Genomic DNA, 20,696 nt, shown 5'->3' on the forward strand with positions numbered 1-20,696 from the left:
CCTTCAAGTATAAATAATGAAGAAAACGATGGAGGTAATTGGATTGGGTACAACATCTCATAAGCAAAAAAGTAATTCTAAAGTAGTTTCTGCTGAAGAAGCTGTTAAAAAAATACCAAATGATGCAACAATTACTATTGGCGGCCTTATCTCTATTCTATGTCCTGAAAAAGTTTTGGCTTCACTTGAAGAGCGTTTCTTAACGACTGGGGAACCAAGAAACCTATCAGTTCTGACTCCTGTAAGGGTGGGATGGGATCAAAATAAAAGCACTGGATTAGAACACGTTTCCCACAAAGGGATGTTAAAGCGATTAATTAGCGGTAGCTTTAATGTAAAAGAAAGTCCAAAATTAACTGATATGATAAGAAACAATGAAATAGAAGCTTATAACTTTTCAATGGGTACTTTATTTCAGTTAATAAGATCAATTGCTGGAGGACATCCTGGCCTTTTAACAACAGCAGGATTACATACCTATGTGGATCCAAGGTATGACGGTGGTAGATTAAATGAAGCTACAAAAGAAGATATTGTAAAAATACTAGAAATAGATAAAAAGGAACACTTGTTCTATCCGTCTTTTCCGATAGACGTAGCGATCATAAGAGGAACAACTGCTGATGAAAATGGAAATATAACGCTTGAAGAGGAACCTGCTACATTAAGTGGACTTGAAATGGCAATGGCAGCAAAGGCTAATGGAGGTTATGTAATTGCTCAGGTCAAGCGTGTAACTGAAAACAAGACCCTTCACCCTCGTTCTGTAGAGATTCCCGGAATTTTAGTTGATGCGGTAGTAATAGATGAGGATCAGAAGCAAAGTTTACTTAAAGATTATCATCCGAGCTGGACAGGAGAAATTAAGCAACCAATTAATCAACTCAAAAAGACATTACAATTAGATGCGAAAAAAGTAATTTTACGTAGAGCCTTAAAAGAAATTGATGCTGGTTCAATTGTTAATCTTGGCGTAGGAATTCCCGTAGATCTGCCTCAGCTTGCGTTAGAGGAAGACTTCTTTAATGAAATTACATTTTCTTTAGAGCATGGTGCAATTGGCGGTGTTCCAATGGGGGTTGAGGTATTTGGGGCTCATATAAACCCAGAGGCATTTGTTACTTCCCCGCAAATATTTGATTTTTATCAAGCTGGAGGTTTATCTGCAACTTTACTTGGATTTGCACAAATTGATGGAACAGGGAATGTAAATGTTAGTAAATTTAAGGGTATATACAGAGGTTCCGGCGGTTTTGTTGATATTACTCATAAGACGCCAAAAATCATTTTCTGTGGCACGCTGACAAGTGGTGGCTTAAAGGTATCTGTTGAAAATGAAAAAATAAAAATTGTAAATGAAGGACGACATAAAAAATTCATCCAAACGATTGAACATTTAACGTTCAATGCTAGTCAAGCATTGAAAAAAGGGCAAGAAGTTCTTTATATTACTGAACGCTGTGTTTTCCGATTAGAAGAAGGTGGCTTAGTTTTAATTGAGCACGCGCCAGGGGTTGATGTGAAAAAAGATATTCTCTCGAATGTTGAGTGCGAAATTAAAATTTCTGCAGATTTAAAACTAATGGATCCAGAGTTTTTTACACAATCATCAAATGAAATGTTAATGGAAAGGGTGTAAAAGAGTGTCTTACTTTAAAATAGATCGCATAATTGAAATAGAGGTATTAGTTGTTGGAGGAGGTGGGGCTGCAGCGCGAGCTGCCCTATCTGCTGCTCAAGCCGGGGCAGATGTTCGGATGGCAATAAAAGCAAAATGGCTAGGAAGCGGTTCCACCGCAACGGCATTTTCAGAATTATTAGCGATAGCTGCAGCCATCGGCCATGCTGATGAACGAGACCATCCTGAAATTCACTATGAAGACACGTTAGATGCTGGAAGAGGATTTATTGATCCAGAGCTTGTTTGGACACTTGCATCAGAGGTACCAGATCGAATACAGGATCTTATAGACATAGGGTTAAATTTTGATAAGGTCGAAGACGGAAAATTAGTACAGGGCATGAGTGATTTTGCTACATATCCACGAACTTGTCGAGTAAATGGTGTAACCGCGCGTCATATTCTAGTAGCTTTAGCCAAACAAATTAAAAATCATAATGTCCCTATTGATGAAAATACAACAGTGTTTAAGTTAATAACAGATAAAAACAATAAGATTTCAGGTGCATTAGCAATAAATAAAGATACAGAAGAAATGATTCTTTATAAAACACCGTCTGTTATCCTTGCTTGTGGTGGTGCTCATCATATTTATAAATATGCAGTTGGTACATCAGACATGGTTGGAAATGGCTATGCAATGGCAAACGAATTGGGTGTTCCTCTTATTAATATGGAATTTATTCAAATTGGACCTGGGGCAATTCAGCCGTCTATTACTTTACTATCAGGTCCGGTATGGAAAGCAAGGCCAATTTTAACAAACAATAAAGGAGAAGACATTCTCGAAAAACATGTTCCTCAGCATGTAGATATTGATGATGTTTACAATCATAAAGTGTTTCCTTTTACCATTTCAACTGCTGCTTACTATTTGGATACTTCCATTCAAAAAGAGCTAGAATCAAATCCAACTCCTAATGGAGGAGTGTGGTGTACGATGCGTCCTGGTTCTGAAAGCATTGTTGATCAAAAAATGCCCAAAACCAAAGGGGTATTAAAGTCGAAGGGTATTGATGTATTTAAAGATAAATTTGAAGTAGCACTTGTCGCGCAATGTATGAACGGGGGTGCTTTAATTGAAAGCCCGGATGGGACTACAAACGTTTCAGGTTTATTTATCGCTGGAGAAACAGCGGGAGGAGTTCGCGGTCCAGACCGTCCTGGTGGCAATTCATTAGCTGAAGGTCAAGTTTTTGGTCACCGAACAGGGAGTGCAGCTGCTGCATATTCTCAGAAAACAACAAGTAATGAAAGTCTTGAACAAGAAACACTTGCGGCATTAAATAATCTTAATAGCTGGATTGAAAATAGTAAAGGTAAAAAAGACCTTGTTGAAGCAGTTGAATCTGTCAAAGAAACGATGTATAAAAATTGCTTAGTTATTCGAAATGAAGAGCGCTTAGATACAGCTCTAAAACATGTGAATGAACTTGAAAGATCATTAGAAGCTGGAGAATATCAGATTAATATGCAGAATATATCAGCAGCAATTGACTTAAAACATATGCTTGTCACTTCCAAAGCAATTATCCTGTCTGCTAAAACTCGTACAGAAAGCAGAAGTTGTCATTATCGTGAAGATTATCCAAATAAAGATGATGCAAACTGGATCAAAAGTATTTATGTCACACAGAAAGATGGTGAAATGCAAGTAAATACAAGACAATGGTTAAGTAAAAGGGTGAGTGAACGAAGTGAATCAAAACTATGAAGCTTGAAGTCTTAATTAAGAGTGGGATTGCACATGTTGAATTAAATAATCCACCTTTCAATCTATTAACAAATACAGTGAAACATAAAGTGAAGGAAGCTTTTCGTGTTCTTTCAGCTAATCGAAACGTGAGAGTCATCTTGTTTACTGCTGCGGGTGAACATTTCTGCTGCGGTGCTGACTTAAAAGAATTCTCTGCTAGAATCAACAACAATAAGGCAAAGGAAGCGTGGATTGAAGGACATGAAATGCTTCAGGCTATAATGGATGCTCCTCAACCAACGATTGTTTGCGTAAAAGGAAATACACTTGGTGGAGGAGCCGAGTTAGCTACTGCTTTTGATATAAGGATATTTGCTGAGGATGTTGCATTTGGTTATCCAGAAGTTTCACGAACGGTTTTTCCTGGAAACGGAGGTTTTGAACGATTTCTACAGCTTTCAGGGGAAGCGAATGCGGCTTATTTATTTTTAACAGGAGAAAAAATACTAGCTGCAGATGCGTTAAGAATCGGGATTGCTAATAAGATAGTAGAGAAAAATCAGCTTGAAATAGAAGGAAAGAAAATGGCTGACCTAGTTGCTTCATACTCAAACAAAACGATTCGGACAATTAAAAAAGTAATTAAAGGATGCCGCCAAAAAGACCTGTTTTTTAAAGAGGGAATGAATCACTTTGATGCTCTTCACCAAACGGAAGATATCGTTGAATCTATTAATGCATTTTTTGAAAAAAGAGATCCCCGTTACCAACATAAATAACATCAAAAGTCTTCAGGCATCAGATGTAAATCGAGCTAAACTTACCTTAAACATGATTACGATTTGGAGGTTAGGAAAATGAACATAGGCTTTCGAATATTTTCAGTTGATAAACGCGTTGATCAATTGATCGTTGACCAGTTTAGAACAGTTGTTACACCACATATTAGTGATAATATGAGCAGGTTGCAAGGAGCAGGAGCAAAATTAAGACCATACCATAATGGGATGAAGCTTGTAGGTACGGCATTTACTGTGAAAACAAGACCTGGAGATAACTTAATGGTTCACAAAGCGATCGATTTAGCACAACCAGGTGACGTTATTGTTGTTGATGCAGGAGGCGATCAAACAAATGCCATTGTAGGAGAGATTATGCAAAGAATAGCGAAAAAAAATAGAATTGCGGGATTTGTCATTAATGGTGCTATTCGTGATACAGTTGCTTTTAAAAATGATTCATTCCCAGTTTATGCAAAAGGAGTGACTCATCGAGGACCATATAAAGATGGCCCAGGAGAAATAAACGTTCCTGTTTCATTTAATGGTATGATTATTCATCCAGGTGATTTAATAGTAGGAGATGAAGATGGTCTTGTAGTAGTCCCGTTAGAGGAGGCAGAAGAAATCCTGGAAAAAGCACAAAAAATGGCTCGAAAAGAGGTAGAAATATTTCAATCTATTGAACAAGGAACAATAGATAGAAACTGGATTGATAGCACTTTAAAAGAAAAAGGCTGTGAAAGCTATGATTCTTATAAATCGTTCACTACCAGTGGTGGTTATAAATGAAGCCAAAAGTTTATATTACAAGGAAAATTCCTGAACAGATTCTAGAGAAAATTAGTATGGTTTGTGATGTACGAATGTGGGATAAAGAAGATATCCCAGTCCCGTATGAAATATTGGAAAAGGAAATTGTAGATATTGATGGACTATTTTGTTTATTAACAGAAACAATCGATCATTCATTAATGAGCAAAGCCACAAACCTTAAAATTGTTGCTAATATGGCAGTCGGATATAATAATATCGATATTACAAGTGCAACAAAGCATGGAATAATGGTTACGAATACACCAGGTGTTTTAACAGAGACGACTGCAGATCTAACCTTTGGGCTTTTAATGGCAACAGCCCGCCGTCTAGTAGAGGCATCCGACTATTTAAAAAATGGAGATTGGAAAACGTGGTCTCCAATGAAACTAACTGGTCAAGATGTACACGGAGCAACTTTAGGGATCATCGGTTTAGGTCGGATAGGAGAGGCTTTGGCACGAAGAGCAAAAGGTTTTAACATGGAGATTCTTTACTATAATCGAAGCCGAAAATACGAACAAGAAAAAGAGCTAGGTATAACATACACTTCATTTGAAAACCTTCTAAAAGTATCGGATTTTATATGTATAATAACTCCTTACACCCCAGAAACGAAACATTTAATAGATACAGAACAACTTTCATTGATGAAAAAGAATGCAATACTAATTAATACTGCAAGAGGAGGTATTGTGAATGAAGCTGCCTTATATAATACCTTAAAAAACAAAGGTATTTTTGGGGCAGGTTTAGATGTATTTGAAGAAGAGCCTGTATCTTTAGATCACCCGCTTTTAACTTTACCTAATGTTGTGACCCTGCCGCATATAGGTAGTGCGAGTAAAGCAACTAGAATAAAAATGGCTGACCTTGCGGCAAATAATTTAATTTTAGGTTTAAAAGGTAAAAGACCACAAAATTTAATAAATGATGTTTGTTTCAATCACAAATAAGCAATATAATAGTTTCCCATTTAGATATTCTTACTAGTCTACCTAAATTTTTTATGAAAAAGTGAATTAACACTACAGAAATTGATGAAAAAACACAACTTTGAACCAAAAGCTTCAATTCATTGATAAAAAAAAGGATTGAGGCTTTTTTTATTGCGTGCCCAGCAAGCCGTTAATTGCTAATTGGTGAAAGTTCAATCTGAGTAAGTCCCATGGCCAATTCCTGCGTTAGGGATTGGTTACGGTGAAACAAAGATTATTGAAGCGTATGACTTTATTAAATCAATTGTGGATGATACAACAGTTTCTCCTAACTTTGACGATGGATATCGAAGTGCTGTTATCAGTGATGCGATTCTTGAATCAGCGGAAAAAGGTCAGTGGGTGAATCTTGATAAAACTCCTGTGAAAACAAATTAATTTTTACATCTAAGACTGCCAGGAATTAATTTCTGGCGGTTTTTCAAGACACAATGGAGACTTTGAAATATGTGAAAGGAGAAATATCTTTGACATTTGCAGTAATACTTATTATTATGTTAGCCATATCTGCATTACTAGAACGATATTCACAGCAAAAAATATAGAATCTAACTACAGTAAAAAAACAAAAGGAAATCTAACAAGATTAAATTCTATTTAAGGAGTGGTCATTTTTTTTCACTGCTATTTGTGGGGCTATATATTGTACTTAGGTAAGTATTAGTTGAGGATTATCATATATAAAAGAGTGCTATCATGGACCAAACTAGGTGGATGCGGGGAATATTTAAAGGAATTCTTGCTCAAATTCTAGGTCAAACTCTCGGCTAAAAAAGACATCCCATTTTTGGAATGCCCTTTTACTAGTTATTCTCAATTGTAGCAATATCCTTCACAACATCCTCTAGTGTTACGCTCCTCAACACCTTCTCCATAGCTAACTGAGCTGATGTGAACAATGGTTCGATTGTATTCTGGATGTTCCTACCTACAGGACATTTTGGATTTGGATTTTCATGGACGCTAAATAGCTCTTTTTCCTGTACTACATTCACTGCTTTATAAACGTCAAACAGTGTAATATCATATAATTTTTTTGAGAGTTTAGCCCCTGCAATACCTGGTTTTACCTCTATTAAACCAGCATTTTTTAACATTCCCATGAGTTTTCTGATCACTGCTGAGTTTGTGTTTACACTGGATGCTAAAAATTCAGAAGACGTTATCCCTTCTTTATTTAATTCAATTAAAGCTAATATATGAATACCGACAGCGAATCGGCTGCTGATGGACATGTTCAGTCACCACCCTTGTGAACAAATCTATTTACTAATTTATAAGTGTAATTAATTTGATTACAAGTCTATTATACCAAATTTCGATGAAAATAATATATGATATCTAACCTGTTGACAAAATGATTACCTGTAACTAAAATAAATACATGTAACCGAATTTGTTACAATCGAAACCGAACTGGAGGAATATAAATGAAAATATTAGTTACAGGAGCAACTGGAAAATTAGGATCTAAGGTTGTGGAGTCATTATTAACATCCATACCTGCGAGTGAGCTGGCGGTGAGTGTTCGAAATCCTGAGAAAGCAGAAGGACTTCGAGCTCGAGGAGTAGAGATTCGAAAAGGTGATTTTGACCATCCAGAAACATTAGATGATGCTTTTAAAGGGATTGATCGTTTATTAATTATTTCTGCAGATGGTGATAATGATACAAGAATTCGTCAACATACAAATGCAGTGCAAGCAGCTGAACGTGCAGGGATAAAATTTATTGCATACACGAGTATCGCAAATGCAACAGAAAGCAAAAATTTAATGGCTCCTCCTCATGTCTCGACAGAAGCAGCCATCTTGAAGACGGGTATCCCATATTCTTTCTTACGTAATAATTGGTATTTGGAAAATGAAATTGATAGCATTCAAGGTGCTATGGCAGGAGCTCCATGGGTAACTTCTGCTGGAGCTGGTAAAGTTGGCTGGGCACTACAACAAGATTATGCAGATGCAGCAGCAGCAGTTCTTTTAGGTGAAGGGAACGAAAATACAGTTTATGAACTTTCTGGCCCTCTTTTAACTCAAGAAGAATTAGTGACGGCTATTGGTGCTGTATTAGGCAAAGAAATACCTGTACAACAAGTTGGTGACGAAGAATATGCCGAAATAATGAAAGGCTTAGGTTTACCTGAATTTGTCATTCCGATTGTAGTAGGAATTTAAGAAAGCATTCGAAATGGTTCACTTGAAATTGAAAGCAATGATTTTGAAAAAGTTCTTGGTCGCCCAGTTACGCCAATCAAAGAGGCACTTACACACATTGTAAATGCAAACTCTCAATCAAACTAAATAGATAATTCCAAAAATTAATCATGTAGATAAACCGACCTTCGTACGAGAAAAAGTCAGCTTTTAAGTTGATGTTGGACTCGGATGAGAAATAGGTCATCCTGGAATGTTCCTATTGACCTTAAAATACGATCTAGGCGCTTTTTGGTACAAGAGCTTGATATCCTTAGCTAGACCAATACTCTAATATTGCACAAAAATTTGCACAGACTTAATTTATTTCATTGAATTTTATTAACTCATTTTACAGTCACTAGCCAAAAACGTTGATTTATCAATACTTATTTAACTCGATCCTATTACATTTAACTCTATTAATTTCCCACCCAATTTTGACAGGGTAGGGGTCGGGGGATTCAAATCTTTCTCGGATCATCATAACAGGCCCTTGGTAATCCTTGATTATCAAGGTTTTTTATATATAACAGAGTACTTGAATAACAAGTAACGATTTCTACCTTCCCATTTATCTCCTATAGCCAACCTTTCATTGTTTTTAATTCTTTTGTAGCGTGTTCATTGTTCTTATGGACTTTTTAGTTTTGGGTGACTTGAAAATGTAACCCTGTTTTGTATGAATTAATGCTTGTTTTACATGTGTTTTTCCTTCCCATAAGTTGATATGATCCCATTCTAGTGAACTCCTCGACGCATTCCTGTTGAAACTGAGGGAGTTTAAGTACAATGTTTCACAAATTAAAAGACGAGCTTCCCTTCCCTATCAGGGCCTCGGCTTTTCTTGTGATTAGATATTATTTAATGAGCAATCAGCATAATATACCTTCATTTTTCAGAATTTGCTTTATCGGGAATCACCTGATTTAAAATGCCAAGATAGTGCTTTTTATTTGTTGCAAATTTAGAGTTTTATAGCAGTTAAAACAATAACTTGTTACTTCTGGGTCCATTTGGGTAAATTAATTTAAATGAAAATGTTCAAAAGAAGGGAATGTAGCAAATGTTTGATTATACTGTAGCAACAAATAATAGTATAAAGGAAGCAATATCTAGTCTGGAATTAAGTCTAAAGGAAGAAAAGTTTGGGGTATTATGGATGTTTGATATTAAAGAAAAGCTACAAGAGAAAGGACTGGAGTTTGAATCAGACTATCTAGTTTTAGAAGTGTGTAACCCGTATGAAGCCGAGAGAGTATTGAAAGAAAATTTATTAGTTGGTTATTTTCTGCCATGTAAAATTGTTGTTTATAGTGACAATGGCAAAACGAAAATTGGAATGCCAAGACCTACTGCTTTAATAAATTTAGTAAACAATGAGGAAGTAAAAAAGCTTGCTAATGATATTGAGCTAAGATTAATTAATTGTATTAATAAAAGCATTCTAAGTTAAAAAAATCAATCATTCCAATCTTTCATTGTATTTTTACTTAGGGGTTATTATGTATGTACATATAAGAATGTAACAGAGTGATTTATGAAAATTTATATTGTGCACGAAGTATTAAAGATTTGTGGTTTGTTTTTTCTTATAAAGTTGCTTATAAAAAAGAAATTAAGAGGATGTTGACAATATACCCTACACGGTATATTATGAATCATGTAAGTTGTTCCTTTTGCTACAAATTAGGGAGGAGCCTTTCACATGGTAATATTCTATTTATTTGTGCTAATAAGTATCAACCATTTCTTATTTATAAGGTATTATCCCATTTATGGATTACATGTTATTGATAAGAAAGAGATTGAGATAAATAATCATTTTGCTATTGATATAAGGGATTATAACGAAGCCTATAAGGATCCGGTATATCCAGGAATCAATATTCCAATTGCATACCTTAAAAGATACTACAGTGAAATTCCCAATAATGACCTAGTAGTCGTTGCCTCAAATTGTATGGAAAGAAATGTTGGGGTTCGAATCCTTCGTAAAAAGGGCTTTAAGGTTATTGGATATACAATTCCTTCCCAAAAGAAAATAGTAAATGAAAAACAAATAAGTACAGAAAGTTATTGTTAAAGGAGGAATTGAAGATGGAGTATAATGATCAAATGAAAAATAGAGTAAAGCGTATTGAGGGACAACTTAGAGGTATTTTAAGAATGATGGAAGAAGGAAAAGATTGTAAGGAAGTCATCACACAGTTGTCTGCAGCAAGAACTGGAATTGATCGAACAATCGGTGTTGTTGTCAGTTCCAATTTAGTAGAATGTGTTCGTAATGCTGAGGAAACTGGAGAACACAGTACAGAAGAATTAGTGAAAGAAGCAGTGAATTTACTTGTTAAGAGTAGATAATCAAAGGGTTGACACCCTCTTTCATTTATACTAATATATACCCGTAGGGGTAGAGGTAATTAAGATTAGGAGGATTAATCAATGAATATTGATAAAGTTTTAGATGCAAAAGGTTTAGCATGTCCAATGCCAATTGTTAAAACAAAAAAAGCAATGAATGAGTTAGAATCGGGTCAAGTATTAGAAATTCATGTTACTGATAAGGGTGCAAAAAATGATTTAACTGCTTGGGCTAGATCAGGTGGTCATGAATTTTTAAAACATGAGGAAGAAGATCAAATACTAAAATTCTGGATTAAAAAAGGGTAAAAAATTTAATGAATTATATACCTGTAGGGGTAAATAGAGGAGGAACTACTGTGACAGACAAGAAGAAGACAACGATTGTATTATTCAGTGGTGAATATGATAAGGCAATGGCTGCTTATATAATTGCGAACGGTGCAGCTGCCTATGATCATGAAGTAACGATCTTTCACACATTTTGGGGATTAAATGCTCTGCGTAAAGATGAAAATATTCAAGTGAAGAAAGGTTTTATGGAAAAGATGTTCGGCAAAATGATGCCTAGAGGGGCAGAAAAAATGGGATTGTCAAAAATGAACTTTGCTGGTTTCGGTCCAAAAATGATCAAAGATGTTATGAAGAAGCACAATGCCTTGCCTCTTTCGAATTTAATTGAAATGGCACAAGAACAAGATGTGAAATTAGTAGCATGTACGATGACAATGGATTTACTCGGTCTTCAAGAAGAAGAACTTTTAAATAATATTGAGTATGCAGGTGTTGCTGCATACCTTGCAGATGCAGAAGATGGAAACGTGAATTTATTCATCTAAGTAAGTTAAATAGGGGGATACTCCCCTAAGTATTTAAGGAGGATATATATGGAATACATTAACTATTTAGTTATTGCCCTTTTCATTTTTCTCATTCTGAACCGAATCATTCCAGTTAAAGGTATAAGACATATCTCAACAGTTGAATTGAAAAATGAACTAAAAGATAAGAATAAGCAATTTATAGATGTCAGAACGCCTAGTGAATTTAAAGGGAATCGTATTAAAGAATTTAAAAATATTCCACTTCATGAACTCGGCCAGAAAGCTGAGAAGGCATTATCAAAAGACAAAGAAGTCGTTGTGATTTGTCAAAGTGGCATGAGAAGTCAAAAGGCTAGTAAAATACTGAAAAAATTAGGTTATACAAATGTGACAAATGTAAAGGGCGGTATGGGCGCTTGGAGATAAAAGGAGGCTATTAAAAATGAAACAATTTACGGCAAAAGAAGTAGAAAACATGTTAATTCAAGGTCAAAGTGTAAACATCATTGACGTGAGAGAAGTGGAAGAGGTAGAAGCTGGGAAGATTCCTGGTGCCTTTCACATTCCATTAGGATTATTAGAATTTCGAATGAATGAACTAAATAAATCAAAAGAATATATCATGGTTTGTCGTTCTGGTGCAAGAAGTGGTCGTGCTTACCAATTTCTTGAAAGCCATGGGTACAATGTAATTAATATGACTGGTGGAATGCTTGACTGGGAAGGCGAAACAAACTAATTTTTTTTAAAAATAATTATACCCCAATGGGTAATTAGGAGGATCTTTATAATGAACTCATTAAAAACAGATTTATTAGTGGATGCGAAAGGATTAGCGTGCCCAATGCCAATTGTCAGAACAAAGAAAGCGATGAATGAAATCGAAGCAGGGCAGGTTTTAGAGGTTCAAGCAACAGATAAAGGTTCAAAGGCTGATATTCAAGCTTGGGCAAAAAGCTCTGGTCATCAATATTTAGGTACACTTGAAGAAGACGATGTTCTTAAGCATTACCTACGTAAATCTTCAAATGAAGAAACTGTTGAAAGAAAACATCCATATGTAACAAGTAACGAAGAACTTGAGAAAAAATTAGAAGCTAGAGCAAACATTGTTGTGTTAGATGTAAGGGAATCTGCCGAATATGCATTTAACCATATTCCAAACGCGATTTCGATTCCGTTAGGCGAATTGGATGAGCGTGTAAGTGAATTGGATAAAGATGATGAAATTTATGTAGTGTGTCGAACTGGAAGTCGTAGTGATCTCGCGTCTCAAAAATTAGCTGAAAAGGGTTTTACGAAAGTAAATAATGTTGTACCGGGTATGATTGCTTGGTCAGGAATAACGTCCACATAAATAAGTAAGGAAGAAATCTATATTATTGAAGGAATAGAAGTTGGCGGAGCTGTAACATTTTTAGAATTTGCAAGTGATGTGGAAGTACCACTTACTTTCTAAATACCAATTATTTTTTTAAACTCAAATATACCATAGGGGGTAATTAGGATGACTGTTAAAGCTATGACTTCAAAAAAAGTAACAAGAAAGGTATTTAATAAAGAAGCATTATTTATTCTTGATGTTCGTAATGAAGGAGATTTTCAAGACTGGAAGATAGAAGGAGAAAATTTTGCTTATCTAAATATCCCATATTTTGAATTGCTAGATGGTGTTGAAGAAATTTTAGAAAAGATTCCATCTGATAAAGAAGTATTAGTTGTGTGTGCGAAAGAAGGCTCTTCTGTCATGGTAGCTGAAATGCTTTCTGAACAAGGTTTAGATGTTTCTTACTTAGAAGGCGGAATGAAGACATGGAGTGAACACTTAGAGCCTGTGAAAATTGGCGATTTTAAAGAAGGCGGGGAAATTTATCAGTTTGTACGTATTGGTAAGGGCTGTTTATCATACATGGTGGTTTCAAATGGAGAAGCGGCAATTATTGATGCAACTCGAATGACTTCTACTTATCTAAACTTTGCACAAAAAATAGGGGCAAACATTACTCATGTATTCGATACTCACCTTCACGCTGACCATATTTCAGGTGGTAGAGTGATTGCTGCTCATACAGGTGCAACATACTGGTTGCCGCCAAAGGATGCAACAGAAGTATCGTTTGAATATAGTCCACTAGAAGGTGGCAATACCGTAACAATTGGAAATACAGACATTGATATTCATGCATTATACTCACCAGGTCACACAATTGGTTCAACTTCATTTGTTGTTGATTCTTCATACTTATTAACAGGAGATATTCTCTTTATAGATTCAATAGGAAGACCAGATCTAGCAGGGATGGCTGAAGATTGGGTTGCAGATTTAAGAGAGAGTTTATATAAACGCTATAGAGAACTGTCAGAGGACTTAATAGTTTTACCTGCTCATTTTATGATCATTGATGAGTTGAATGAAGATGGAAGTGTAGCAGAAAAATTAGGTACTTTATTTGCGGAAAATCATGGTTTAAACATTGTAGATGAAAATGAATTTAGAAAACTTGTTACAGAAAATTTACCACCGCAACCAAATGCATATCAAGAAATTCGTGAAACAAATATGGGGAAAATCACTCCAGATGAAGAAAAGCAACGAGAAATGGAAATTGGACCTAACCGTTGTGCGGTTCGCTAACTATATATAAATTTTTAGGGGGTAATTGAGATGGAAGCAATAAAAGTATTAGATGCAAAAGGATTAGCATGTCCAATGCCAATCGTAAAAACAAAAAAAGCAATGAAGTTTTGGATAAAAAAGGGCTGAAAAATAAAGGGAACCGAGTGCAGGTTCCCTTTTCTAAATAGGAGGTAATAAACATGGAATTAGGGTTTATTATAACAATCTTTTTAATTGGATTTATAGGTTCATATATTTCAGGAATGCTAGGAATTGGCGGTTCTATTATCAAATATCCAATGCTATTGTATATTCCACCTCTATTTGGTATAGCGGCATTTAGTGCACACGAAGTTTCTGGAATAAGTGCCGTCCAGGTGTTCTTTGCGACAATCGGTGGTGTTTGGGCATATCGAAAGGGTGGATATTTAAATAAAACATTGATTGGGTATATGGGAATTAGCATTCTAATAGGTAGTTTTATTGGAGGATATGGTTCAAAACTAATGTCTGATGGTGGCATTAATCTAATCTATGGAATTTTAGCTTTAATTGCAGCAGTAATGATGTTTATTCCTAAAAAGGGAATTGACGACATTCCACTAGATCAAGTGAAATTTAACAAATGGCTTGCAGCTATACTAGCTTTAATCGTTGGTGTAGGTGCAGGGATTGTCGGTGCAGCAGGAGCATTTTTACTAGTACCAATCATGTTAGTTGTACTAAAAATCCCAACCCGTATGACGATCGCTTCATCCCTAGCTATCACTTTTATTTCTTCAATTGGTGCAACTGTTGGAAAAATAACGACAGGGCAAGTTGATTACGGTCCAGCAGCTATTATGGTTATTGCAAGTTTAATTGCATCACCATTGGGAGCTATGGCAGGGAAAAAGGTGAATACAAAGATTCTGCAAGTTATTTTAGCCTTATTAATTTTTGGAACAGCTTTAAAAATTTGGCTTGATATCATTTGAAAAATATTACTCAAGTGTGCCTGATTTTAGAAGGGATTGAGTTCCTTAATTTTATAGGATTAATAAATCAGGATACGGTTCAAGTATATTGAACCGTATTTTTATGGCTGGGCGTTGGCCTATAGTGGATCATCTAATAATAAATAATTTGAAATTTTGCTAACGGTGTAATAATTAAAAGGGTTGTAATAAAGCTCCTTTTTTATTGAAATCAGTTAAGTACACTCCTCTCCTACATTACATAGGATAATTAGAAAATTATAATTAATTAATTTGAAGGGATTGAGGAAAATGTACTGTGCACCTTATATGTATCAATATCCTTATTATGTGAATGTACCAATGTATACTTACAGAAATTCTACAGATTATTGGACTGATCATAATGAGGGATTTGGTTCGTATCGGTCATCTTATGGTCATAATAGGATTATGTTAAAAGATTATGGAGCAAACCCATTTGTTATTAATATTAATGAAGCCACTAAGCAAAACAATACGTATCGAACAGCAATATGGACAGGTAATCATTTGCAAGTTACATTAATGAGTCTCAATATGGGTGAAGATATAGGTTTAGAAATGCACCCTAACGTAGATCAATTCTTAAGAGTCGAACAAGGTCAGGGAATTGTACAAATGGGCAAAGGTAGAGATAATTTAAATTTTCAAAGAAGAATTTTTGATGACTCTGCTATTATGATCCCGGCTGGAATGTGGCACAATGTAAAAAATACAGGAAATGTCCCTTTAAAACTATACTCGATATATGCCCCACCAAATCACCCATTTGGTACTGTTCATAGAACTAAAGCAGATGCAATGGCTGCAGAAGAAAGCTATGGTAATGAAAATGGAAATACAGTAGTTTTTGGAAGGACTCCAGATGACTGGTTAAGATATACGGAATTTTTGGTAAAAGAAGGCTTGGAAGACGTTAAAAGAGGAATTAATATGACACACATTCTTCAAGAATTTATTCTAATGGGAGTTCTTGTTGGAAAAGGATATTCTCCTGAAAAAGCATATGAAACCGTAGAAGAATGGGAGCGTACAGGAGAATCTAAAATTTTACAGAAGAGCAAAAAAAATATGTAGAAACATTCATATTTCAACAATTGGTGCTTTTGTTTAATAAAATGAATCTGGATATACATGAAAAAGAAAAGCGACTACCATTATTGGTTGTCGCTTTATTTGTTTAGACCTTGTTCTTTAATTTTTGCATAAATTGTTGATCGAGGAATACCTGTCATATGTATATTGAAAAAATCTGAATGTGATTTTAAATGGGGGAACATACTAAGCAAAAAAGAATGAAGGAAGATACCATGAAAACTATTAAACCAATTAAAGTTGGTTCAAATAAAACAAACACTTCAGAAAAACTAACTTCAGCAGAAATGGGTAAACTTTGGGCTACATATATGGGGAACAGCATGGGAAAATGCATTTTAAGCTATTATCTTCAACACGTTGATGATGATGATATTAAAATTTTATTAGAAAATGCATTAAAATTAAGTGTAGATTTTATGGAAACAATTGAAGCAATTTTTATAAAAGAAAATTTCCCTATTCCGAAAGGGTTTACTAAAGAGGACGTAAATTTAGGTGCTCCAAGGTTATTTGAAGATGAATTTTATGTTCATTACTTGAAGTATGTTACAAAAGCAGGAATGAGTATTTATAATGTAGCCATACCTCTTGTTTATAGAAAGGATGTAAAAGAATTTTTTAGATATTGTATGGATTCTTCAATGGATTTAATGGACCAAACCAAAGAAATATTAATGAATAAAGGGCTTATCAGCAAGCCACCATTTATTCCAGTTCCAGAAAATGTGGAATTTGTTCATGAGGATTTCTTAAACGGCTACTTTGGACATGTACGACCGCTACACGCTTTAGAAATTACCCACCTTTACGATAATATTGAGAATAATGTAACGAGTAAAGCACTAATTATGGCATTTGCACAAGTCGCAAAGGATGAAAAGATTAGGGAATTGTTTGAAAGAGGTAGAGATAGGACATCTACAAATATTGAACGTTATATGCAAATGCTACATAAAGAAAATTTGCCTTCACCATCTTTTCTGGACGATTTAGTTACAACATCTACTTTTTCTCCTTTTTCTGATAAGTTAATGTTATTTCATAAGATCGATATGTTTTCAATAAAAATAAGGGCATTTGGAAATTCTACAGCAGTAAATGGAAGGCATGACATAGCGCTAATGTATACTAAATCATTAATGAAAATTCTAACTTTTGTTCAAGATGCAACAAAAATCATGATTGAGAAAGGCTGGTTTGAACAAGCACCAAAAGCAGCGGATAGAGAAAACTAGTATTTGATTAAGTGCTTAAAATCTCTTTAAAAAGGTAGATAATTGAAGATCTAAAAGTAATATTAATATGGAGCATAGCTTTTTCGGGTTTCGGTCATTGCTATGTAGAGGCATGGAATTGGGGTAATTTTTAAAAGGATTTTTCTTGACTTAAAAACCTAATAAGGTCAATTGAACAAGTTATTAAATTAACTTGGAGAAATATATTCCTTTGAATTTGTCATAATTTATAGTTATTTACAAAGAATATAACTATACCATGAAAATTTGGAGATGAAGCAATGTGACTGAACATCACATTCAACTTACTTCAGCTGAAATAGCTTCTATCTGGGCTGGCTATATGAATGATAGTATGTCCAAATGTGTTTTAGGTTACTTTTTAAAAACTGTAGAAGATGTAGAAATAAAAGCGGTCGTTCAATATGCTTTTGACCTTTCATCTACACATATAAAAAAATTAACAACCATATTCCAAGAAGAACAAATTCCAACACCGACAGGGTTTACTAATAGTGATGTGAATTTAAATGCTCCCAGTCTCTTTACGGATCCATTTATGCTAGTCTATATAAATCATATGGCTAAGCTTGGTTTACTCGGATACAGTGGATTTGTTGCTATGAGTGCTAGAGATGATATGCGAGCCTATTATAGAGAAGGTCTTTCAGAAACATCGGAATTGTTTGAGCGCAGCTCAAAAGTTCTTCTTTCTAAAGGATTATTTATTAAAGCGCCATATATTGCTTATCCAACAAACACAGACTATGTAGACAGTAAAAAATATTTAAGTGGTTTTTCTCTATTTAGCAAACAAAGACCATTAAATGCAGTTGAAATATCCCACTTGTTTATGAATATTCAAACAAATATTATGGGAAGTAAACTTGCACAAAGTTTTGCTCAAATATCACCAAGAGAAAATATTCAAAAATGGATGTTAAGGGGAAGAGACATTTCAAAAAAACACGTTCAAGTGTTTTCGAAAATACTTCTAAATAACAATATACAGCCGCCTGTATCGTCGGATATTGCTATTACTGATTCAACCACACCACCATTTTCCGATAAGTTGACACTTTATCATATGGGGTTCATGAGTACAGCCGGAACAGGTAATTATGCAACAGCAGCTGCTGCAAGTCAAAGAAGTGATCTTATTTTTAATTATGAACGCTTATCCCTTGAGGTTGCACAATATGCCAAAGATGGAGCTGACATTATGATTAGTAATGAATGGTTAGAACAACCACCTGGAACGCTTGATAAAGATCAACTTACAAACAAAAAGGAATTAAAGAATTAATTCTTTTTTCATAACAAGTAGATAATTACGGTAGCTTTTAGAAACTAATAAAGAATTATAAATGAGTAAACCGAAAGATATGATCACAAATAGGTCAGAATACAGAACTTTTTTTCTAGCAAGAATTATGTTAGAGCTTAATTTCATATTTGCATAAATTGTGATTGTGGAACGCAGTTATTTTAACTATATCCTTCACACTCAAACCTTTCATTCTTTCCGCATTAAAGCCTTCTTAACGTCTTTCTCTGCCTTTCCCTATATGCCCCGTATCTCTTATCATAATGATAAGTGTTATTTATTAACACGTCTTGAGGGATAGTTGACTACGTGTTAAGGTTCAAAATACTGATTCTATGCAAATACATCATATTTTAAAGAAAATAAAGGACATGATTTCAATTTTTAACACAGTCCAAATATGATTTGAATCAGACTCTATCTTTCTCAGATGGGCCAGTTTATTAAATAAACACAGCAATACACTTGATGAGAAATACTGAACCCCATTTAATAGAAAATGGGGTTTTATTTTTTAGCTCCAAATCAAATAATTTTGAACTTTAATCAAAAATGTGGTGAGCTATCCTGATTTATTTTTAACGCAATTGCGGATTGAAGAAGGTTACAAATTGTTGTCACGCCTTGTGTTAATTGTTGTTCATTCATATAAGAAAAGCTTAATCGTAAATGATGATTTTCTTGCTCTGTAGGGTAACAAGCTGACCCAGGTAAAAAAGTGATTTGTTCTTTTTTAGCTTCTATTAAGAGGTGATCAGTGTTAATCCAAGAAGGAAGAGTGAGCCAAACATTTAATCCCCCCTTTGGAATAAACCAAGATACCTCTTCAGGTGATTGTTGTGACAGAATCTCTAGAACAAGATCGCGCCTTATCTTTAGAGCTGTTCTTAATTTTTTTAGATGATCCATCATTCTTTTTGAAGTAATAAATGGAATGATGGCTTTTTGTGTAAGTAAAGGACTGCCTAAGTCGGTGTTAGCCTTTGCAGCTAATAGACGTTTGAATATAGAACCAGAAGCAGCTAATATACCAATTCTACAACCTGGCGCTAAAATTTTGCTTAAACCTTTCAAGTAAATGACATGACCGTCTTGGTCCAGACTTTTCATTGATGCAGGAGGTTTTTTTTAAAAATAAATTTCACTACATGGATCATCCTCAATTACTAAACACTGGATACTTCTAGCTAATTCGAGAATTTGTCTGCGGCGTTTTAAGGACATTACAGCACCTGTTGGATTGTGAAACGTAGGGACAGTATAAATTATTTTTGGTTTATATTTATCACACAAATTCTGAAGCAATTCTATTCGCATCCCATCACTGTCAACAGGTACGGTAAGGATTGTTGCACCTCTCCCACGAAACACATCAATAGCCCCTGGATAAGTCGGAGCTTCCATGACTACCACATCACCTGGTCCAACGAATGTACGAGCAACTAAGTCTATTCCTTGTTGTGAACCACTTGTAACTAAAATATTATCAGGGGAAGTTGGCACGTCCATCCTTTGTAAATACTCAACCATTGCCTGTCTAAGCGCTCTATCGCCTTGGATCTCTCCATACTGTGAGAGAACTTTTGGGTCTTCAGAAAACATCCTATGAATCTCTTGCACTAAATATCGATTGGGTAGAAGTCCAGGGTCAATCATATTAGATGAAAGATGAATCTTTTCAGGAACTTGATGAAAACGAGCAAATTGAGATCTAGGTAAATAATCTTGAACGGAAAGTTGCCAATCGTATAAAAGTGTTCCTTCTTTTTTTTCTGCCTCTTCGATTTTTGTCTTTCTTATAAACGTTCCTTTTCCTTGAACAGATGTAATAAAACCATCATGTTCTAGCTTTTGATAGGCCTTTACTACAGTAACTAAACTTACTCCAAGCTGTTTTGAGAGCTCGCGTACAGAAGGTAATTGTAAATCATCTTCTAAGAGATCTGAACGGATATGATCGAGAATTGAATGGTATATTTGCTTCGTTAATGAAATGTCAGCATTACGTTGAATTTCAATGTGCATGGGTTAATCTCCTTTAAGTGTTATACATAGGTGTTGAGTGTTA

At 34.8% G+C, this 20,696-nt stretch carries 19 protein-coding genes and 3 pseudogenes; 20 read left to right on the forward strand and 2 right to left on the reverse strand.

Annotation, left to right across the window (positions count from 1 at the left end; translation table 11 throughout):
• Positions 1-43 precede the first annotated feature (43 nt).
• The 5 genes from HUW50_RS14420 to HUW50_RS14440 all read left to right on the forward strand — a co-directional run bounded on the left by HUW50_RS14420 (position 44) and on the right by HUW50_RS14440 (position 5,928).
• Positions 44-1,639, forward strand: coding sequence for an acyl CoA:acetate/3-ketoacid CoA transferase (locus HUW50_RS14420; RefSeq protein WP_185652975.1), 1,596 nt, complete (start codon positions 44-46; stop codon positions 1,637-1,639).
• Positions 1,640-1,643: 4 nt separating this feature from the next.
• Positions 1,644-3,395, forward strand: a complete 1,752-nt coding sequence (locus tag HUW50_RS14425) for an FAD-binding protein (protein ID WP_066323772.1) — start codon at positions 1,644-1,646, stop codon at positions 3,393-3,395.
• The gene (locus HUW50_RS14430) at positions 3,392-4,156 is read left to right on the forward strand and encodes an enoyl-CoA hydratase/isomerase family protein (protein WP_066323775.1); all 765 of its coding nucleotides are present in this window, start codon (positions 3,392-3,394) and stop codon (positions 4,154-4,156) included. The genes HUW50_RS14425 and HUW50_RS14430 overlap by 4 nt, the downstream gene beginning before the upstream one ends.
• A 78-nt stretch (positions 4,157-4,234) precedes the next feature.
• Positions 4,235-4,948 carry an RraA family protein gene (locus HUW50_RS14435; protein ID WP_185652976.1) on the forward strand — a complete coding sequence of 238 codons (714 nt, stop codon included), beginning with the start codon at positions 4,235-4,237 and terminating at the stop codon, positions 4,946-4,948.
• Positions 4,945-5,928 (forward strand): 2-hydroxyacid dehydrogenase, encoded by a 984-nt coding sequence (locus HUW50_RS14440; RefSeq protein ID WP_066323782.1) that lies wholly within the window; start codon positions 4,945-4,947, stop codon positions 5,926-5,928. The genes HUW50_RS14435 and HUW50_RS14440 overlap by 4 nt, the downstream gene beginning before the upstream one ends.
• 845 nt (positions 5,929-6,773) lie before the next feature.
• Here HUW50_RS14440 and HUW50_RS14445 read toward each other — a convergent pair.
• Positions 6,774-7,205, reverse strand: coding sequence for an Rrf2 family transcriptional regulator (locus HUW50_RS14445; protein WP_066323792.1), 432 nt, complete (start codon positions 7,203-7,205; stop codon positions 6,774-6,776).
• 195 nt (positions 7,206-7,400) lie between these two features.
• Here HUW50_RS14445 and HUW50_RS14450 point away from each other — a divergent pair.
• The 15 genes and pseudogenes from HUW50_RS14450 (at position 7,401) to HUW50_RS14520 (ending at position 18,607) form a co-directional block, all read left to right on the forward strand.
• Positions 7,401-8,273, forward strand: a pseudogene (locus HUW50_RS14450) (SDR family oxidoreductase).
• A gap of 958 nt (positions 8,274-9,231) precedes the next feature.
• Positions 9,232-9,621 carry a DUF302 domain-containing protein gene (locus tag HUW50_RS14455; RefSeq protein WP_066323797.1) on the forward strand — a complete coding sequence of 130 codons (390 nt, stop codon included), beginning with the start codon at positions 9,232-9,234 and terminating at the stop codon, positions 9,619-9,621.
• A gap of 252 nt (positions 9,622-9,873) precedes the next feature.
• The gene (locus tag HUW50_RS14460; RefSeq protein WP_185652977.1) at positions 9,874-10,251 is read left to right on the forward strand and encodes a rhodanese-like domain-containing protein; all 378 of its coding nucleotides are present in this window, start codon (positions 9,874-9,876) and stop codon (positions 10,249-10,251) included.
• A 14-nt stretch (positions 10,252-10,265) separates the two neighbouring features.
• A complete protein-coding gene (locus HUW50_RS14465) occupies positions 10,266-10,529 on the forward strand; it encodes a metal-sensitive transcriptional regulator (protein ID WP_066323803.1) in 264 nt (87 codons plus the stop codon).
• Between the two features lie 81 nt (positions 10,530-10,610).
• Entirely contained in the window at positions 10,611-10,838 is a 228-nt protein-coding gene (locus tag HUW50_RS14470; protein WP_185652978.1) for a sulfurtransferase TusA family protein, read from the forward strand.
• A gap of 50 nt (positions 10,839-10,888) precedes the next feature.
• Entirely contained in the window at positions 10,889-11,368 is a 480-nt protein-coding gene (locus HUW50_RS14475) for a DsrE/DsrF/DrsH-like family protein (RefSeq protein ID WP_066323808.1), read from the forward strand.
• Positions 11,369-11,416: 48 nt separating this feature from the next.
• Positions 11,417-11,779 (forward strand): rhodanese-like domain-containing protein, encoded by a 363-nt coding sequence (locus HUW50_RS14480; RefSeq protein ID WP_066323815.1) that lies wholly within the window; start codon positions 11,417-11,419, stop codon positions 11,777-11,779.
• Between the two features lie 16 nt (positions 11,780-11,795).
• Positions 11,796-12,092, forward strand: coding sequence for a rhodanese-like domain-containing protein (locus HUW50_RS14485; protein WP_066323817.1), 297 nt, complete (start codon positions 11,796-11,798; stop codon positions 12,090-12,092).
• Between the two features lie 51 nt (positions 12,093-12,143).
• A complete protein-coding gene (locus tag HUW50_RS14490; protein WP_066323819.1) occupies positions 12,144-12,710 on the forward strand; it encodes a sulfurtransferase TusA family protein in 567 nt (188 codons plus the stop codon).
• A gap of 150 nt (positions 12,711-12,860) precedes the next feature.
• On the forward strand, positions 12,861-13,988 hold the full coding sequence (locus HUW50_RS14495; protein WP_185652979.1) for an MBL fold metallo-hydrolase: 1,128 nt from the start codon (positions 12,861-12,863) through the stop codon (positions 13,986-13,988).
• Between the two features lie 30 nt (positions 13,989-14,018).
• Positions 14,019-14,093, forward strand: a pseudogene (locus HUW50_RS14500) (sulfurtransferase TusA family protein); the annotation flags it as partial.
• A 77-nt stretch (positions 14,094-14,170) separates the two neighbouring features.
• Positions 14,171-14,947, forward strand: coding sequence for a sulfite exporter TauE/SafE family protein (locus HUW50_RS14505; protein ID WP_066323832.1), 777 nt, complete (start codon positions 14,171-14,173; stop codon positions 14,945-14,947).
• A 291-nt stretch (positions 14,948-15,238) separates the two neighbouring features.
• Complete coding sequence (locus tag HUW50_RS14510; protein WP_066323835.1) at positions 15,239-16,045, forward strand: cupin domain-containing protein; 807 nt, start codon at positions 15,239-15,241, stop codon at positions 16,043-16,045.
• A gap of 233 nt (positions 16,046-16,278) precedes the next feature.
• Positions 16,279-17,301, forward strand: coding sequence for a DUF3231 family protein (locus HUW50_RS14515; RefSeq protein ID WP_066325685.1), 1,023 nt, complete (start codon positions 16,279-16,281; stop codon positions 17,299-17,301).
• Positions 17,302-17,584: 283 nt separating this feature from the next.
• Complete coding sequence (locus tag HUW50_RS14520; protein ID WP_185652980.1) at positions 17,585-18,607, forward strand: DUF3231 family protein; 1,023 nt, start codon at positions 17,585-17,587, stop codon at positions 18,605-18,607.
• Positions 18,608-19,174: 567 nt separating this feature from the next.
• Here HUW50_RS14520 and pdxR read toward each other — a convergent pair.
• A pseudogene (gene pdxR / locus HUW50_RS14525) lies at positions 19,175-20,653 on the reverse strand (MocR-like pyridoxine biosynthesis transcription factor PdxR).
• Positions 20,654-20,696 lie beyond the last annotated feature (43 nt).

Origin of the sequence: Metabacillus sp. KUDC1714 (genome assembly GCF_014217835.1) — a bacterium.
GTDB lineage: Bacteria > Bacillota > Bacilli > Bacillales > Bacillaceae > Metabacillus > Metabacillus rhizosphaerae.

What these genes read in the sequence shown, in the direction of transcription:
- HUW50_RS14470 (WP_185652978.1), top strand. Translation starts at nt 10,611, where the DNA reads ATGAATATTGATAAAGTTTTAGATGCAAAAGGTTTAGCATGTCCAATG.
- HUW50_RS14515 (WP_066325685.1), top strand. Translation starts at nt 16,279, where the DNA reads ATGAAAACTATTAAACCAATTAAAGTTGGTTCAAATAAAACAAACACT.
- HUW50_RS14445 (WP_066323792.1), bottom strand. Translation starts at nt 7,205, where the DNA reads ATGTCCATCAGCAGCCGATTCGCTGTCGGTATTCATATATTAGCTTTA.
- HUW50_RS14510 (WP_066323835.1), top strand. Translation starts at nt 15,239, where the DNA reads ATGTACTGTGCACCTTATATGTATCAATATCCTTATTATGTGAATGTA.
- HUW50_RS14485 (WP_066323817.1), top strand. Translation starts at nt 11,796, where the DNA reads ATGAAACAATTTACGGCAAAAGAAGTAGAAAACATGTTAATTCAAGGT.
- HUW50_RS14505 (WP_066323832.1), top strand. Translation starts at nt 14,171, where the DNA reads ATGGAATTAGGGTTTATTATAACAATCTTTTTAATTGGATTTATAGGT.
- HUW50_RS14465 (WP_066323803.1), top strand. Translation starts at nt 10,266, where the DNA reads ATGGAGTATAATGATCAAATGAAAAATAGAGTAAAGCGTATTGAGGGA.
- HUW50_RS14495 (WP_185652979.1), top strand. Translation starts at nt 12,861, where the DNA reads ATGACTGTTAAAGCTATGACTTCAAAAAAAGTAACAAGAAAGGTATTT.
- HUW50_RS14435 (WP_185652976.1), top strand. Translation starts at nt 4,235, where the DNA reads ATGAACATAGGCTTTCGAATATTTTCAGTTGATAAACGCGTTGATCAA.
- HUW50_RS14490 (WP_066323819.1), top strand. Translation starts at nt 12,144, where the DNA reads ATGAACTCATTAAAAACAGATTTATTAGTGGATGCGAAAGGATTAGCG.
- HUW50_RS14460 (WP_185652977.1), top strand. Translation starts at nt 9,874, where the DNA reads ATGGTAATATTCTATTTATTTGTGCTAATAAGTATCAACCATTTCTTA.
- HUW50_RS14440 (WP_066323782.1), top strand. Translation starts at nt 4,945, where the DNA reads ATGAAGCCAAAAGTTTATATTACAAGGAAAATTCCTGAACAGATTCTA.
- HUW50_RS14430 (WP_066323775.1), top strand. Translation starts at nt 3,392, where the DNA reads ATGAAGCTTGAAGTCTTAATTAAGAGTGGGATTGCACATGTTGAATTA.
- HUW50_RS14480 (WP_066323815.1), top strand. Translation starts at nt 11,417, where the DNA reads ATGGAATACATTAACTATTTAGTTATTGCCCTTTTCATTTTTCTCATT.
- HUW50_RS14455 (WP_066323797.1), top strand. Translation starts at nt 9,232, where the DNA reads ATGTTTGATTATACTGTAGCAACAAATAATAGTATAAAGGAAGCAATA.